General features: G+C 61.0%; 12 protein-coding genes. 7 read left to right on the top strand and 5 right to left on the bottom strand.

Translation table 11 applies throughout. The features are described from left to right. Positions 1-376 precede the first annotated feature (376 nt). Positions 377-1,627 (top strand): TCR/Tet family MFS transporter, encoded by a 1,251-nt coding sequence (locus tag M2360_RS11560; RefSeq protein WP_280775285.1) that lies wholly within the window; start codon positions 377-379, stop codon positions 1,625-1,627. 91 nt (positions 1,628-1,718) lie between these two features. Further along, positions 1,719-3,116: an MATE family efflux transporter gene (locus M2360_RS11555; RefSeq protein WP_280775284.1), complete on the top strand. Its 1,398-nt coding sequence runs from the start codon at positions 1,719-1,721 to the stop codon at positions 3,114-3,116. A 78-nt stretch (positions 3,117-3,194) separates the two neighbouring features. Here M2360_RS11555 and carA read toward each other — a convergent pair whose 3' ends face one another. Beyond that, the gene (carA, locus tag M2360_RS11550; RefSeq protein WP_280775283.1) at positions 3,195-4,397 is read right to left on the bottom strand and encodes a glutamine-hydrolyzing carbamoyl-phosphate synthase small subunit; all 1,203 of its coding nucleotides are present in this window, start codon (positions 4,395-4,397) and stop codon (positions 3,195-3,197) included. Between the two features lie 251 nt (positions 4,398-4,648). Between carA and M2360_RS11545 the strand changes: the two genes are divergently transcribed. Further along, positions 4,649-5,098, top strand: coding sequence for a GatB/YqeY domain-containing protein (locus M2360_RS11545; RefSeq protein ID WP_280775282.1), 450 nt, complete (start codon positions 4,649-4,651; stop codon positions 5,096-5,098). 63 nt (positions 5,099-5,161) lie between these two features. Here M2360_RS11545 and M2360_RS11540 read toward each other — a convergent pair whose 3' ends face one another. Together M2360_RS11540 and M2360_RS11535 are read right to left on the bottom strand one after the other, a co-directional pair. Beyond that, positions 5,162-5,494, bottom strand: coding sequence for a BrnA antitoxin family protein (locus tag M2360_RS11540; RefSeq protein WP_280775281.1), 333 nt, complete (start codon positions 5,492-5,494; stop codon positions 5,162-5,164). Further along, entirely contained in the window at positions 5,460-5,747 is a 288-nt protein-coding gene (locus tag M2360_RS11535; RefSeq protein WP_280775280.1) for a BrnT family toxin, read from the bottom strand. Before M2360_RS11535 ends, M2360_RS11540 begins: the two co-directional genes overlap by 35 nt. Positions 5,748-5,879: 132 nt before the next feature. On the opposite strand from M2360_RS11535, the gene dnaG reads away from it, so the two are divergent. Further along, entirely contained in the window at positions 5,880-7,850 is a 1,971-nt protein-coding gene (gene dnaG / locus M2360_RS11530; RefSeq protein WP_280775279.1) for a DNA primase, read from the top strand. Positions 7,851-7,872: 22 nt separating this feature from the next. Here dnaG and M2360_RS11525 read toward each other — a convergent pair whose 3' ends face one another. Continuing rightward, on the bottom strand, positions 7,873-8,559 hold the full coding sequence (locus M2360_RS11525) for a TetR/AcrR family transcriptional regulator (protein ID WP_280775465.1): 687 nt from the start codon (positions 8,557-8,559) through the stop codon (positions 7,873-7,875). 92 nt (positions 8,560-8,651) lie between these two features. On the opposite strand from M2360_RS11525, the gene M2360_RS11520 reads away from it, so the two are divergent. From M2360_RS11520 to M2360_RS11510, 3 genes are all read left to right on the top strand, one after another. Next, positions 8,652-9,971, top strand: coding sequence for an efflux RND transporter periplasmic adaptor subunit (locus tag M2360_RS11520; protein WP_280775278.1), 1,320 nt, complete (start codon positions 8,652-8,654; stop codon positions 9,969-9,971). A gap of 7 nt (positions 9,972-9,978) precedes the next feature. After that, a complete protein-coding gene (locus M2360_RS11515) occupies positions 9,979-13,125 on the top strand; it encodes an efflux RND transporter permease subunit (protein ID WP_280775277.1) in 3,147 nt (1,048 codons plus the stop codon). Between the two features lie 192 nt (positions 13,126-13,317). Next, the gene (locus M2360_RS11510; RefSeq protein WP_280775276.1) at positions 13,318-14,349 is read left to right on the top strand and encodes an alpha/beta fold hydrolase; all 1,032 of its coding nucleotides are present in this window, start codon (positions 13,318-13,320) and stop codon (positions 14,347-14,349) included. Here the strand turns inward: M2360_RS11510 and M2360_RS11505 are convergent. Beyond that, positions 14,339-15,130 (bottom strand): AraC family transcriptional regulator, encoded by a 792-nt coding sequence (locus M2360_RS11505; protein ID WP_280775275.1) that lies wholly within the window; start codon positions 15,128-15,130, stop codon positions 14,339-14,341. The genes M2360_RS11510 and M2360_RS11505 overlap by 11 nt on opposite strands. Positions 15,131-15,690 lie beyond the last annotated feature (560 nt).

Here is a 15,690-nt window from a genome sequence, read left to right as displayed (position 1 = left end):
TATCTGTAATATAGACACAAAAACCCTCCGTTCGCACTGGCGATCCCTTTCGGGCGCCGGCGCGTCGACGCGCTTTCACGCGCGGCGGGCCGCGACGCAAAGCAGGAACTGCACTATGACGGATAGGCTCGCTGGCGTATGAACGCGTCGCTGGCTTCCTGGGAAGCATCGGCGTTCGAATTTGGCTGGCTCAACCTCTGCGGGTTAACTAAACTAACATGACTTTTGGAGTCAACTAAAAAATCGCACAAAGATTGCGCATTTTGCTTGGTTCGCGCGCAACGGATTGATGTCGCTACCATAAAAGCGTGTTTGAAAATAAAACTCGTTCCACTTATGTTCCTGAAGCCGCGAATCACCCCGCTCCGGAGGCCATATGCTCGACGAAAAAAAGGCCCGGCTCGGGCTGTGGCTGGTGTTCTTCATCCTGCTGATGGACATGATGGGCATCGCGCTGATCATGCCGGTGATGCCGGCCTTCCTGAAGGAACTGACCGGCGCCGACGCCAGCCATGCCGTGCTCGAAGGCAGCTGGCTGTTCATCGCCTATTCCGGCATGCAATTCCTGTTCGGCGCCTTTATCGGCAATCTCAGCGACCGATTCGGCCGGCGCCCGGTGCTGCTCGCCTCGGTCTTCACTTTCGCCGTCGACAATCTCATCTGCGCGCTGGCCGGCAGCTATGGCATGCTGTTCGTGGGCCGCATTCTCGCCGGCATTTCCGGCGCCAGCTACGCCACGGCCTCGGCCTATATCGCCGATATCTCCAATGACGAGAACCGCTCGCGCAATTTCGGCCTTGTCGGCATTTCCTTCGGGGTCGGCTTTACGCTCGGTCCCGTCATCGGCGGCTTTCTCGGCGAATTCGGCCCGCGCGTGCCGTTCTACGCCGCAGCCGGCATCGCCTTTCTCAACTTTGCGATTGCTCTCTTCGCGCTGCCCGAGACGCTGCCGGCCGCCATGCGGCGACCCTTCGATTTCAGGCGCGCCAATCCGCTCGGCGGGCTCCTGCAAATGCGCCATTACAAGGGCATCGGCTGGATCGCCACGGTGATGGTGCTGTTCTGGCTCGCCCATGTCGTCTACCCGATCGCCTGGCCCTTCGTCGCCGATTACCGCTATGGCTGGAGCCAGGGCATGATCGGCCTGTCGCTCGGCGCCTTCGGGGTGATGAGCGCGCTGGTGATGGGGCTTGTGCTGCCGCGCATCGTCAAGCGCTATGGCGACTGGCGGGCCGGCGTCATCGGTCTGTTCTTCTGCATGGCCGGCTTTTTCGGCTACGCCTTCGCCTGGGAAGGCTGGATGGTGTTCGTGATCATCTTCCTCTGCTGCCTGGAAAGCATCACCGATCCGGTGCTCCGGTCGATTTCGGCGGCGGGCGTGCACCCGTCCATGCAGGGCGAGTTGCAGGGCACGCTGACCAGCCTGTCGAGCGTCACCTCGATCATCGGCCCCTATATCTTCTCCAGCCTGTTCAGCGCCTTCACCGGGCCTTCGGCCCCGATCGAGTTTCCCGGCGCGCCCTATGCGGCGGCGGGGCTGATGTGCGTGGCGGGGCTGGTCATCTTCATGCTCTATGTGCGGCCGCCGCAGGCCGGCGCTGTTGCGCCTACGCTTCACGCGCATTGAGGGCACTCATTCTTTCTCGTGACGCATCGGCTGTGGCGCTGGCCTGCGGCGGCGTTTTCCGCTAGCTAGCGACGCGTCAAGGAGATGGATCATGGAACAGGCGATCACCCGCGCGCCGCAGACGGATTTCGGCAATAACAGCTGGCTCGGCCATGTCAGGGCCACAGTGATGCTCGGCGTGCCCTTGGTCGGCGCGCAGCTCGCCCAGCTCGGCATTCACCTAACCGACGTCTTCGTGATCGGCCGATTGGGCACAGAGGAGCTCGCCTCGATCGTGCTGGCCGGGCAGTATTTCTTCACGCTGTTCATCTTCGGCACCGGTTTCGCCGCCGCGGTGGTGCCGCTGGCCGCCCAGGCTTTCGCGCGCGGCGATGGCGTGGCGCTGCGCCGTTCGGTGCGCATGGGCCTGTGGACCGCCATCGCCTATGGCGTGGTGGTGGTGCCGGCAATCCTGCATGCCGAGACGGCGCTGATTGCGGCGGGGCAGAACCCGCATCTCGCCAAGCTGGCCGGCGATTATCTGCTGGTGGCCGGCTGGGGCGTGCTGCCGGCGCTGTTCTTCATGGTGTTGCGCTCTTTTCTCAGCGCGGTCGGCCATGCCGGGATCATTCTCTATGTCACCATCGTCATCCTGATCTTCAACGGTTTCTTCGCCTATGGCCTGGTGCTCGGCCATTTCGGCATGCCGGCGCTCGGCATGTTCGGCGCCTCGGCCGTGGCGCTGGCCGCCAATATTCTCGGTCTCGTGCTCACCATCGCCTATATTCAGTGGCGGCCGGATCTCAGCGCTTATGAACTGTTCGTGCGCTTCTGGCGGCCGGACTGGCGCATGCTGTGGGAAGTCGTTCATCTCGGCCTGCCGATCAGCTTCACCATTCTCGCCGAAGTCAGCCTGTTCACCGGGGCATCGCTGCTGATGGGCTGGATCGGCACGGTCGAGCTTGCCGCCCATGGCATCGCGCTGCAATGGGCCTCCGTCGCCTTCATGATCCCGCTCGGCCTGTCGCAGGCCGCCACCGTGCGCATCGGGCTTGCGGTGGGGGCGGGCGATCATCTGGCGCTGACGCGCGCCTCCTGGGTGGTTGTGGGCCTGTCGGTGGTGTTTGCGGCCATCGGCGGGTTGTTGTTCTTCTTCTATCCGCGCGAACTGGCCGCGCTCTATCTCGACGCCAGCAAACCTGAAGCGGAGGCTGTGCTGGCCTATGCCTCAGGCCTCGTGGTGATCGCCGGCCTGTTCCAGATGGCCGACGGGTTGCAGGCGATCGCCGCCGGCCTGCTGCGTGGCGTCAAGGACACGCGCGCGCCGATGTGGCTGGCGCTGATCTCCTATTGGCCGATCGGCTTCCTGCTCGCCTATGTGCTGGCGTTTCCGGCCGGCATGGGCGGAACCGGCGTGTGGATCGGCTTTCTTGTCGGCTTGGTGGCGGCCTCGGTGCTGCTGCTCGGCCGCTATGTGAAGATGGTCAGGCGCATGGCGCCGGCTATCTGACGCATGAGAGCATGAACGCGAAAACGCCGCGTCGGGGGCGCCCGACGCGGCGTTTTTCATGGGATCGGGATGTCCGTCTCAGCGCTCGGCGAGTGCGGGCTCGCCCTTCTTCTCGTTGATGAGATTGACGAAGCGGCGGAAGAGATAATGGCTGTCCTGCGGGCCGGGCGAGGCTTCCGGGTGATGCTGCACCGAAAACACCGGCTTGCCCTTGAGCCGCAGGCCGCAATTGGTGCCGTCGAACAGCGACACATGCGTTTCTTCCACGTCATCGGGCAGAGATTTGGCGTTGACCGCGAAGCCGTGGTTCATCGAGACGATCTCGACCTTGCCGGTGGTGTGATCCTTGACCGGATGGTTGGCGCCGTGATGGCCCTGATGCATCTTCTCGGTCTTGGCGCCCACGGCGAGGCCGAGCATCTGGTGGCCGAGGCAGATGCCAAACATCGGAATGCCGGTGTCGATGAGATTGCGGATCACCGGCACGGCATATTCGCCGGTGGCGGCGGGATCGCCGGGGCCGTTGGACAGGAACACGCCGTCCGGCTGCTGCGCCAGCACGTCTTCGGCGGTGGCCGTGGCCGGCATCACCGTCACCTTGCAATCGAGGCCGGCAAACAGGCGCAGAATGTTGCGCTTGACGCCGAAATCCAGGCAGACCACGTGATGCTTGGCGTCGGCGGCGTCGAGTTCGGAATAGCCTTCGTTCCACACCCAGGGCTTTTCCGCCCATTGCGACGACTGGCCCGATGTCGCTTCCTTGGCAAGGTCGAGGCCTTCGAGGCCGCTCCAGGCCTTCGCTTCGGCCTTCAACGCCTCGATATCGAAGTCGCCGTTGGGATCATGGGCGATCACCGCATTCGGCGCGCCATGTTCGCGGATCCAGGCGGTCAGCGCGCGGGTGTCGATGCCGGCCATGCCGATGACGCCGCGCGCCTTCAGCCAGGCGTCGAGATGCTTGGCGGAGCGGTAGTTCGAGGGATCGGTGATGTCGGCTTTGAAGATGACGCCGACCGCGCCGCGGCGCGCCGCCGGCGTCAGGTCTTCGATGTCTTCGTCATTGGCGCCGATATTGCCGATATGCGGGAAGGTGAAGGTGACGATCTGGCCGAGATAGGAGGGATCGGTGAGGATTTCCTGATAACCGGTCAGCGCCGTGTTGAAACAGACTTCCGCCTGGGTTCGGCCCGTGGCGCCGATGCCCTTGCCTTCGATGACGGAGCCATCGGCAAGAACGAGAAGGGCGGTGGGTTTTTCTGTTGTCCAGCCAGGCGTGCTCATGGTGCTCCGTTCCGGCAGGCGGGCCTGCCTCGTGCTCGCAGAAAAACGCGCACGGTTCTTACCCCGTGTTGCCGCGCTTTCCCCTTGTCATGGTGTTTGGCGGAAAATAGTGAGGCGGCCCATTGCGGTCAATGCTTGGACAGGTTTTCCCTCCAATTATTTCTATCGAAATTTCAAGGGGATGGGTCTTCGCGTTGCATTTTTCGCCTCAAGGCCCCATAAGCGGCTCACTTTCTTAAGGAGAATCCGCCATGCGCGAAAAACTGATGACCGCCCTCAAAGAGGCGATGAAGAGCAAGGAAACCACCCGCGTCAACACGATCCGCATGGTGCAATCGGCGATTAAGGACCTCGAAATCGCCAACCGCACCAAACCGGATGCGACGGTGACCGATGGCGACATCGCCCAGCTTCTCTCCAAGCTCGTCAAGCAGCGCGAGGAGTCCGCCAAGGTTTATGACGAAGGCGGCCGCCCCGAGCTCGCCGCCAAGGAGCGCGAAGAAATCGGCATCATCACCGGCTTCATGCCCAAGCAGCTCTCCGACGACGAAGTGACCGAGGCCATCAAGGCGGCGATCGCAGAAATCGGCGCCGCCAGCATCAAGGACATGGGTAAGGTCATGGCCGTGCTCAAGGATCGCTTCCCCGGCCAGATGGACTTCGCCAAGGCTTCTGGGCAGATCAAGGCGCTGCTGGGGTGAGTTGTTTCTGACTGAGTTGGATCAGCGCTTCGGCGCTGATCTTTTCGTCTCTTGCGGCGCGGGTCAGCCGCTTTTTTGCTGCTTCTGGTCGTTGATGAAATGCCGGAGAACGGCGTTAATCCGTGTCTGGTAGCCCTTGCCGGATGACTGGAAATAATCCAGCACATCCTCGTCCAGACGGATCGACACAGCCTTTTTCTTTTTTGGAATGACCATTACGGCCTTGGACCAGTCGATATTCAGGAATTCCTGCCAGTCGGGATCGTCGCGCATGTCGCGCTCGATATCCTCGTCGGTCTTGGCGTCGACACGCGCCCAATCGGTCTTGCTCTCGCCGCGCGCGATCTTTTCCTCGATCTCTTTAAATGTATATCTGACGATACGCTCTTTGCTCATTTTTGCGTGCAGCCCTTGCTGAAATGATCCGACAGATGTCGCCCCGCATTGTGTAGACGACAGCGATCAGCCGCGACGAGTCAGGGCAGATCGCCAGCGTTCTCGCTTCGCCGCTGCGGTTTGAGGGAAGATCCAAACGCGGCTTTTGGAGCGCTTTTGCTGCCTGCAGGAAATCAATTCCATGCTTTCGCTGGTTGATTTCGTTCTTGTTTTCATCCCAATCAAACGAATGGAACTCGGCTTCCCCGCTCATCGCTGTGGACCCTTATTGTATATACGTTTGTATGTTTTAGTCAATCTCCTGTGACGGCGCCGCAGCTGATCAAAGCGATGGCGCTTCCGCCTCCAACCGACTATATCGAAGGATCATTCTCAGGGCGATCAGATGCGATTTTCCAACTCCTTCCTCGATGAACTGCGCGACCGCGTTCCGATTTCGGACGTGATCGGTCGGCGCGTGACCTGGGACAGGAAGAAGACCAATACCGGCCGCGGCGATTATTGGGCCTGCTGCCCGTTTCATGGCGAGAAGTCGCCGAGCTTTCACTGCGAGGATCGCAAGGGGCGCTATCACTGTTTCGGTTGCGGCGTGTCGGGGGATCATTTCCGTTTCCTGATGGAGCTCGACGGTGTGAGCTTCCAGGATGCGGTCCAATCGATCGCCGATATCGCCGGCGTCTCCATGCCCGCGCCCGATCCGGAAATGGCGCGGCGCGAGCGCGAACGGCACAATTTATTCGACGTGATGGAGCTCGCCACCCAATTCTTCCAGGATCAGTTGCAGACGTCTGTGGGCGCCAAGGCGCGCGCCTATCTGCGCGATCGCGGACTGACGGGCCGGACGATCGAGGCCTTCCGGCTCGGCTATTCGCCCGACAGCCGTAACGCGCTGAAAGAATACCTCGCCGGCAAGGGCGTCGACCGCGAACAGATCGAGGCCTGCGGCCTCGTCGTCCACGGACCTGACATTCCGGTGTCTTATGACCGGTTCCGCGACCGCATCATGTTCCCGATCCTGTCGGTGCGGGAAAAGGTGATCGCGTTTGGCGGACGCGCGCTGTCGCCGGATGCGCCGGCCAAATATCTCAATTCCAACGAGACCGAGCTGTTCTCCAAGGGCCAGGTGCTGTTCAACCATGCCCGCGCCCGCCGCGCCGTCCAGGGCGCCGACACGGTGATCGCCGTCGAAGGCTATATGGACGTCATCGCGCTCGCCCAGGCCGGCGTCGACAATGCGGTGGCGCCGCTCGGTACGGCGCTGACCGAAAACCAGCTGGAACTGCTGTGGAAAATGACGCCGGTGCCCGTGCTCTGCTTCGATGGCGACGGCGCAGGCTTGCGCGCCGCCTCCCGCACGGTCGATATCGCTCTGCCGCATCTGAAGCCCGGCCAGTCGCTGAAGATCGCGCTTCTGCCTGATGGAAAAGACCCTGACGACCTCGTCAAGACGGAGGGACGCGCGCCGTTTGACAAGGTGATTTCGGAATCCCGCCCGCTTGCCGAAATGGTCTGGCTGCGCGAGACAACCGGGGCCAGTTTCGACACGCCGGAAAAGCGCGCCGAGCTCGAAGCGCGGCTGAAAACGGTGACGCAGGTGATCGCCGACGAAAGCGTGCGCCGACATTACCAACAGGATATGCGCGACCGGCTCTACGCATTCTTCTCCGCATCGTCGCCGCAAGGGCAGGCGCGCGCCAATTTCAAGCGCGGCCAGGGCGGCGGGCGAGGGGGCCCGCAGCGAGAGAACAACAGTCCATCTCGCCAGGCGCCGGTGTCGGATCGGCTGGCAAAATCCGGCATGGTATCCGGTTTTAGGGCGTTGCCATCGCTCAGGGAAGGCGTGCTGGCGATGACCATCGTCAACCATCCCGGTCTGTTTTTCGAGGATTACGACGAAATCGCCCATCTCGAATTCGAGAATAGGGATATGCAGCGCTTCTGGCAGGCGGTGATGTCTGTTGCGGCCGCCAGCGGTCCTGGGTTGACGCGCGAGGAACTGATCACGGCGCTGGAAGTGCAAGGATTTGATAGTCTTCTGGCGTCGCTCGAACAGCAGATCAGATACGCGCGCGTGTGGATCGCCACGGAGAAGGCCGCGATCGAGGACGCCCGCGAAGGCTATCGGCAAGCGCATGCGCTGCATACCCGCGCCCGCGCGCTGATCCGCTACCGCCACGAGCTCGAACGCGAAATCGCCGACGCCATCGAGCGCGGCGCTGAGTTGGAAGTCGAACAATTGCTGTCGGCGCTCAATGAAAACCAGCTGGAATCGCTCAGACTGGAAAGTCAGGAAGCGCTGATCGACGGTTTCGGCGTGATGTCCGGCCGTGTGAAGGGACCGGCGACCGGACATTGAGGCGCATCGGCGTCGGCGAGCATCAGCGCTGGGCTTCGGATTGTCTGGGCGTCAGGCCTTTCGTCACGAGATCGATGCAATTGCGCAGATATCGCGCTCTTTCCTCGAATCCAGGCCATTCCATCGTGCCGTCGATATTCCGCACGGACACCCCGAACATCATATCCATGATGGCTTTCGCGGTATCATAGGGATTGTCGCATGCGATCCTGCCGCGGCTTGCCTGGGCGGCGAGCCATTGAGAGAGGTCGCTTCTCGACAGCTCCGGGCCGTGTTTGATCAACAGCGCGTGCAATTCGGGAAAATGTCGCGCTTCGACGATAGCGAAGCGGAGCAAAGCCAATCTTTCAGCATTGGCTTGATCATCAATGTCGATGCGGAAGATCCGTTCCAAAGCCTCCTGGATCGAACAGTCGTCATAATCGCCCGGCAATGCCAGCATACTTTGGCGATGTTCGGAGATCACTGCGCCGAACACGTCAGCCTTGCTGGGAAACAGGCGATAGAGGGTGCGTTTGGAAATCCGGCATGCCGCAACGATATCTTCCATGGTCGTCTGGCCATAGCCCCTGGTCATGAACAGTTCAGCGGCCTTGCGGGCGATCGCCGTCGCCTGAGCGGCGTCCGGCGCGACCTTGGGGCGCCCAGGACGCCTGCGCGGCTCGCCGTCGGGCGCCGCATCGCCCCGTTCATGCGCCGTATCGACCATCTCCCTCAAGGGTTGTGATTTCCTTTTGTCAATTGACACCTGACGTTCTCGCGAATACTGGTACATAAGCGTATCTTAATTTGGAGACTACGATGTTTTCGCGTGTGAAGCAATTCCTGCCCGCTCTCGGCGCCAACGCCGCCAACGCCGCCAAGCGCGAAAGGGTTTCGTCTCGTTGGGCTGCTCTCGCCGCCGCGCTCGCCTGCGCAACCGCGCTCACGGCTTGCGAGGCGCAGGACAAGAATGCAGGCCCGCCCGCCGGCGCAGCCATGAAAACGCAGGTGAGCGTGGTTTCGTTGCATCCGCAGTCGGTGGCGATCACCGCCGAATTGCCCGGTCGCACCACGGCCTCCCTCGAAGCGGTGGTCAGGCCTCAGGTTGGCGGCATCATCAAGGACCGGACATTCAAGGAAGGCTCGGAGGTAAAGCAGGGCGATGCGCTTTATCAAATCGATCCCGCGCCTTACCAGGCGTCCTATGACAGCGCGCTCGCCGATCTGCAAAAGGCGGACGCGGCAGTGCCGAGCGCCCAATCCAAGGTCGACCGCTACAAAGGCCTGATCGGCCAAAATGCGATCAGCAAGCAGGATCTGGACGATGCAGACGCATCCTTGAAACAGGCGCTGGCAGAAGTGGCCTCAGCCAAAGCCGCTGTGGAAACCGCCCGCATCAATCTTGATTACACCACGATCCGCGCGCCGATCTCGGGGCGCATCGACAAGTCGGCGCTGACCCCGGGCGCGTTGGTGACCGCCAGCCAGGATACTGCTCTGACCACCATTCGCACGCTGGATCCCATCAATGTCGACGTGACCCAATCGAGCACCAATCTGCTCAATCTGCGCGAAGCGATCGACGCGGGCCGCATTAAGTTTTCCGGCGCGAATATCAAGGTGAGCCTTAAGCTCGAAAACGGGTCGATCTATCCGTTGCACGGCAAGCTGGAGTTCGCCGAATCCGCCGTCAGTGAAAGCACAGGCACATTCGTGCTGCGGGCCGAATTCCCCAATCCCGAGCGGCTGCTGCTGCCGGGCATGTATGTCCGCGCCTTGGTCGAGGAGGGCGTGGCGGACAACAGTTTCCTGGTGCCGCAGCGCGCCGTCTCACGCAACACCAAGGGCGAGCCGATCGCCTGGTTCATCACAGCTGACAACAAGGTGGAGCAGCGCGTTCTCACTGTGGGCCAGAATGTCGGCAACAACTGGTTGGTCGGCAAAGGCATCGCCGATGGCGACCGCGTCATCGTCGAAGGTTCGCAATTGGTGAGGGCAGGCCAGGAGGTGCAGCCGGTCGAAGTCACCATCGACGAGGCGACCGGCGAAGTGAAGGAAGTCAAGCAGAGCCAGGCTCAGCCGCACACCGAGCAGGACGTCGCCAGCAATGGCGCCGCCTCCTCCGTGATGGAGAACTGAGGTCGCCATGTCGGAATTTTTCATCAAGCGGCCCAACTTCGCCTGGGTCATTGCGATCGTCATCATGCTGGGTGGGCTTTTGGCCATCAACAGCCTGTCGATTTCGCAATATCCGCAGATCGCGCCCACAACGGTCAGTATTTCCACCACCTATACCGGCGCCGATGCGGCGACGGTTGAGAACTCGGTCACCAAGGTCATCGAACAGGGCATGACCGGGATCGACAATCTCGATTACATGACCGCGACATCCACATCGACTGGGCAGGCGTCGCTGACGCTGACCTTCACCAGCGCCGCCGATCCGGATGTTGCGCAGATGCAGGTGCAGAACAAGCTGCAATTGGTCGAATCCAGCCTGCCCTCAGCGGTCCAGAATTACGGGATCACCGTCTCCAAGTCGTCCGACAGCTTTTTGATGGTGGCGGCTTTCGTCTCCACCGACGGAAAATTATCGGCGACGGATCTGGCGGACTATGTCGAAAGCTCGCTGAACGACACGCTCAAGCGTCTGCCAGGGGTCGGCGACACGCAGCTGTTCGGCTCCAGCTATGCGATGCGCATCTGGCTGGATCCCGACAAGCTGGCGAAATATTCGCTGATGCCGAGTGATATCGTGACTTCCGTCGAAGCCCAGAACACGCAGGTGTCGGCGGGGCAGGTGGGAGCCGTTCCTGCGGTCAAGGGGCAGCAACTCAACGCCACCGTCACCGCCGCCAGCCGCCTCCAGACACCCGAGCAATTCCGCAACATCATCCTGAAAAGCACATCGGACGGGTCTCTGGTGCGGCTCAACGATGTGGCGCGCGTGGAGCTTGGCGCAGAGAGCTATACGTCTGTATCGACCTACAACAATATGCCGGCGGCGGGTCTGGCGATCAAGCTCGCGACCGGGGCAAACGCCATCTCGACCGCGGAAGCCGTCCAGAGCGCGATCAAGGCGCTGTCTGCTACATTCCCAGAGGGCGTAGAAGTCGTCTATCCATATGATACGACGCCGTTCGTGCAGCTCTCCATCGAAGAAGTCGTCAAGACGCTGATCGAAGCCATCGTGCTGGTGTTCTTCGTGATGCTGATCTTCCTGCAGAATATCCGCGCGACGATCATTCCGACGCTTGCCGTGCCTGTTGTGTTGCTCGGCACGTTTGGCGTCTTGGCCCTGTTCGGCTACTCCATCAACATGCTGACCATGTTCGCCATGGTGCTCGCCATCGGCCTCTTGGTCGACGACGCCATCGTCGTGGTGGAAAATGTCGAGCGGGTGATGCAGGAGGAGGGCTTGTCTCCGCGCGAGGCCACACGCAAATCCATGAAGGAGATCACCGGCGCCCTGATCGGGATTGCGATCGTTCTGTCGGCGGTGTTCGTGCCGATGGCGTTTTTCGGCGGCTCGACCGGGGTGATCTATCGCCAGTTTTCGGTCACCATCGTTTCAGCCATGCTTTTGTCCGTGCTGGTGGCGTTGATCTTCACGCCCGCGCTGTGCGCCACGCTGCTGCAGCGGCCGACCGCGCATGCCGACAAGCGCGGCCTTTTCGGCCTGTTCAACCGGGCTTTCGACAAGACCAACGACGCCTATCACAAAGGCGCCGGCGGCGTCCTGACGCGGAGAAAGCGTTTTCTAGCGGCGTTTGCGATCATCGTTGCGGCGATGTGCTACATGTTCGTGAAACTGCCGTCGTCCTTCCTGCCACAGGAAGACCAGGGCATCCTGATCACCAGCGTCCAGCTTCCGGTCGGCGCCACGCGGGACCGCACCCAGCGGGTGATGAAGCAGGTGGTCGACCATTATCTCACCAATGAGAAAGACGCTGTCGAAGGCGTCATGGGCGTGGTCGGCTTCGGCTTCGGCGGCCAGGGCCAGAATGTCGGCATAGCCTTCGTGCGCCTGAAGAGCTTTGACGAACGCAAAAGCCCCAATCTCTCGGCAAGTGCGGTCGCCGGACGCGCGATGGGCGCTTTCTTCAAGATCCGCGACGCCCGTGTCTTCGCGCTCGCTCCGCCGGCGATCCAGGGGATGGGCAATTCCAACGGCTTTGACTTCTATCTCAAGGACTCCAATGGCGCAGGCCATGAAAAGCTGATCGAAGCGCGCAATCAGTTGCTCGGCATGGCGGCGCAGAGCAAGCTTCTGGCCAACACGAGGCCGAATGGCCAGGAAGACACGCCGCAATTGAATATCGACATTGATCAGGAAAAGGCCAGCGCTCTGGGCGTCGGGCTCTCCGACATCAATTCTACACTGTCCTATGCCTGGGGTAGCGCCTATATCAACGACTTCATCGATCGCGGCCGCATCAAGTCGGTCTACATGCAGTCCGATGCTGATTTCCGCATGCAGCCCCTCGATCTCAACAAGTGGCGGGTGCGCAATTCGGAAAGCACAATGGTGCCGTTCTCGAGCTTCTCGTCCAGCCACTGGACGTTCGGTTCGCCGCGGCTAGAGCGCTACAACGGATCGTCCGCCGTGGAAATCCAGGGCGAGGCGGCGGCCGGCGTCAGCTCCGGTTCGGCGATGGAGGAAATCAACCAGCTGGTGGCGAAATTGCCGCCCGGCTTCTCGCATGAATGGACGGGTCTGTCCTATCAGGAGCAGCTTTCAGGTAACCAGGCGTCGGCGCTCTACGCGATTTCCGTGCTTGTCGTGTTTCTTTGCCTTGTCGCCCTTTATGAAAGCTGGTCGGTGCCGCTGGCGGTGTTGTTGTCGGTGCCGATCGGCGTGTTCGGCGCGCTTGCGGCCGCCATGTTGTTCGACCAGAGCAATGACGTCTATTTCAAGGTCGGGCTTTTGACCACCATCGGACTGTCGGCCAAGAACGCCATTCTCATCGTCGAGTTCGCGCTCGAGAGGCAGGCAGCTGGAATGGGGCTGGTGGAGGCGACGCTGGAGGCCGCGCGCCAACGGCTTCGACCGATCTTGATGACGTCTTTCGCATTCATCCTTGGCGTGACGCCGCTCGCCATCGCCAGCGGCGCAGGATCTGGCGCGCAGAACGCCATCGGCACCGGCGTGATGGGCGGCATGATCGCCGCGACGTTGCTCGGCGTGTTCTTCGTGCCGCTGCTGTTCATCAGCGTTCGGGCGCTGTTCAGGAAGAAGCCGGCAGACGGCGCGGACGATGCGACGGACGCGCCGGCGGAAGCGGCATCCTGACAGTCCTCTCACGCAGGAGAACGTAAAGACGAGCGCGGGGTTCAGGCCCCGCGCTTTTTGTTTGCGAGACCCGCTTGATCGAGATGAACGCGCCGTAGACCCAGGCCCGGCGCGACCTAAATCGTGATAGAGGTCGCCAGGATCCGCAAATCGCCACATGACGCTCCCGCACCTTTAAACGCGAGGGTTTTCATGTCTAAAATTTCATCCTTGATCGGCGTTCTCTGCCTGTCTTTCTCATCAATCGCTCATGGCGCCGAATCCATCGGATTTCGCGACGCCGCCTTTGGAGACGGCGGCGAAAGGCCGCTGCATGTCGCTCTCTGGTATCCCACCGAGGATCAGTCCAAAGCAGCGGAAGTCGTGGCGGAAAATCCGGTTTTCCACGGCCTTGAAGCCATCCGGGACGCCGCGCCGGCCAAGGGCGCGCATGGCCTGGTGATCCTGTCGCATGGCTATGGCGGCAGTTGGCGAAACCTGAGTTGGCTGGCGAGCGATCTGGCGGCCCAGGGCTTCATCGTCGCAGCGCCCGATCATCCGGGCACGACCACCTTCAACAAGGACCCGCGCCAGGCCGCAAGGCTTTGGGAGCGTCCGCATGATCTCAGCCGTGTGATAGACGCGCTGATCGCCGATGGCGGCCTTGCCGGCGAGGTGGATGCCGGCAAGATCGCGGCAATCGGTCATTCGTTGGGCGGCTGGACCGTGACGGCTCTGGCCGGAGCGCGGTTTGACACCCAAAGGTTCCAAGGCGATTGCCAATTGAATTCCAGCCCACGCGCCTGCGCTCTGTCGGCGGAACTCGGGCTCGGAAACAAGCAGATCGAGAAGACGATGGCGGATCCACGCGTCGATGCTTTCGTGTCTCTCGATCTCGGGGCGGCGCGCGGATTCTCGCCGGAGAGCCTGGCAGGCGTCCAAAAACCGTTTCTTGTTCTCTCGGCAGGCGTGGATATCGGCGACATGCCGGCAAGGCTCGAAAGCGGATATCTGGCGGAGAACCTGCCGAAATCGATTGCGACCTATGTCGAAATTCCGGACGCCATGCATTTCACCTTCATGCAGCTCTGCAAGCCGGGCGCGGCGGAACTGATCGAAGCGGAAACGCCGGGCGACGGCATCGTCTGCAAGGATGGTGGTACGCGCGGTCGCGCCGCGATCCATCGGGAAATCTCAGATCGCGTGACCCGGTTTTTGACCCAAGCATTGCAGGTTAAGCCATAGGGTCTCGGCTATCGTCCGCCTGCCGTCTGGCCGAGCGGCGATAGTCGCTCGGCGTTGTGCCGGATACTCTTGCAAACTCCTTGTTGAAGTTTGACTTCGTGCGGAAGCCGCATTCGAACATCACGTCCGTGATGGGCAAATCGGTGTCTGTTAGCAAGCGCATGCATTCCCGGATCCGGTATCCGTTGACGACTTGCGACACGTTGTGACCGTTGATCCGGTTGATCGCGGACGAGATTTTGCGGGAAGGAATAGCCAGACGTCGCGACAGCCGGTCTAAAGTAAGGTCTGGATCCCGATAGAGCTTCTTGAGCTTCATGGCCGCGTCGAGGGTGTCCATGACGACAAAATCTTCCGCCGTCGCATTGCTATCGGCTGGATTGGCGTTCGTGGTCGTCTCCGGGTCATGGCTGCGGACGAAGGCAGGCAAAACGTCTGCTTCGCTCTCGCTTTCCGGTACGCTTCGGCCAATGATCGCAATCGCATAGCAGATTATCGGAAGCGCTGCGAGGTTGGCGGTCGCGACTATGGAGGTCACATGGGTCCCCCGATTGAAGCTGAAATCTGCGAATATCATCAGATCAATGACGCCGGAGAAGATCATCAGCCCAGCCACGGTGAACATTGACCGGCGCACGCCATCCGCATCGGTCAGGCGCATGTTCTCCAGGTCGTCTGGACCGGAATTCGCGCTACGAAGCAGCTGCACGCCATATGCAAAGTAGAGCATCGCGAGAATGGGATCGATCGGCAGTCGCCATATCTGCCAGAAGTAGGACATGACTGCCACGGCGAACGGGGCAAGAAAATGCGGCCAGGCCCTGGTCGAAGGCCAGCCCTGTAAGTTTGTGAAGCAAAGCCAGGCAATGGGTGGAAGCAGTGCGGCGATAATCGGTCGAATGAAGCGTATCGATGGGGGATCGATAGACCATCTCAAACCGACGGTTAGAGACAGAAGGATGCAGGCCCCGATGAAAACAGGGGCCGGTCGAAAGAGGTTCCCATTGTCCATGACCATCCGAATGAAAAGGATGCAAAGCAACAGGGCGACGACAAAGGGTATGGGGATAGCAGGCATCAAGGGACCAAAATTACCATAGCGTCGCTGGTCTCCCGGCTGATATCGCTCGAAAGCGAAATCATCTTTTGGCCTGACCGACGATATGACACACTATCGGAATATCGGTGCCCTACGGAAGCGGTCGATTGTTTTTTGCTTCCTGAGCCGAGTGTTTATAAAGGCGTCTCTGGCCAAAAAATCCGCCTTGCCAAGGATATTGGCGCAAGCCTGCGGCGAATGGCTGCCATCCTTCCCATAGACGCAAAAACGCCGCGAAAATC

The organism is Rhizobium sp. SG_E_25_P2, assembly GCF_029892285.1.
Taxonomy (GTDB): Bacteria; Pseudomonadota; Alphaproteobacteria; order Rhizobiales; family Rhizobiaceae; genus Rhizobium_E.
The sequence above is the reverse complement of the archived record's forward strand: the minus strand, read 5'-3'. Positions and strand labels throughout refer to the sequence as shown.

Coding starts and splice junctions, on each gene's coding strand:
- carA (WP_280775283.1), bottom strand. CDS start 4,397: ATGAGCACGCCTGGCTGGACAACAGAAAAACCCACCGCCCTTCTCGTT.
- M2360_RS11505 (WP_280775275.1), bottom strand. CDS start 15,130: ATGTCCTACTTCTGGCAGATATGGCGACTGCCGATCGATCCCATTCTC.
- M2360_RS11540 (WP_280775281.1), bottom strand. CDS start 5,494: ATGAGCAAAGAGCGTATCGTCAGATATACATTTAAAGAGATCGAGGAA.
- M2360_RS11525 (WP_280775465.1), bottom strand. CDS start 8,559: ATGGTCGATACGGCGCATGAACGGGGCGATGCGGCGCCCGACGGCGAG.
- M2360_RS11510 (WP_280775276.1), top strand. CDS start 13,318: ATGTCTAAAATTTCATCCTTGATCGGCGTTCTCTGCCTGTCTTTCTCA.
- dnaG (WP_280775279.1), top strand. CDS start 5,880: ATGCGATTTTCCAACTCCTTCCTCGATGAACTGCGCGACCGCGTTCCG.
- M2360_RS11515 (WP_280775277.1), top strand. CDS start 9,979: ATGTCGGAATTTTTCATCAAGCGGCCCAACTTCGCCTGGGTCATTGCG.
- M2360_RS11555 (WP_280775284.1), top strand. CDS start 1,719: ATGGAACAGGCGATCACCCGCGCGCCGCAGACGGATTTCGGCAATAAC.
- M2360_RS11545 (WP_280775282.1), top strand. CDS start 4,649: ATGCGCGAAAAACTGATGACCGCCCTCAAAGAGGCGATGAAGAGCAAG.
- M2360_RS11560 (WP_280775285.1), top strand. CDS start 377: ATGCTCGACGAAAAAAAGGCCCGGCTCGGGCTGTGGCTGGTGTTCTTC.
- M2360_RS11520 (WP_280775278.1), top strand. CDS start 8,652: ATGTTTTCGCGTGTGAAGCAATTCCTGCCCGCTCTCGGCGCCAACGCC.
- M2360_RS11535 (WP_280775280.1), bottom strand. CDS start 5,747: ATGAGCGGGGAAGCCGAGTTCCATTCGTTTGATTGGGATGAAAACAAG.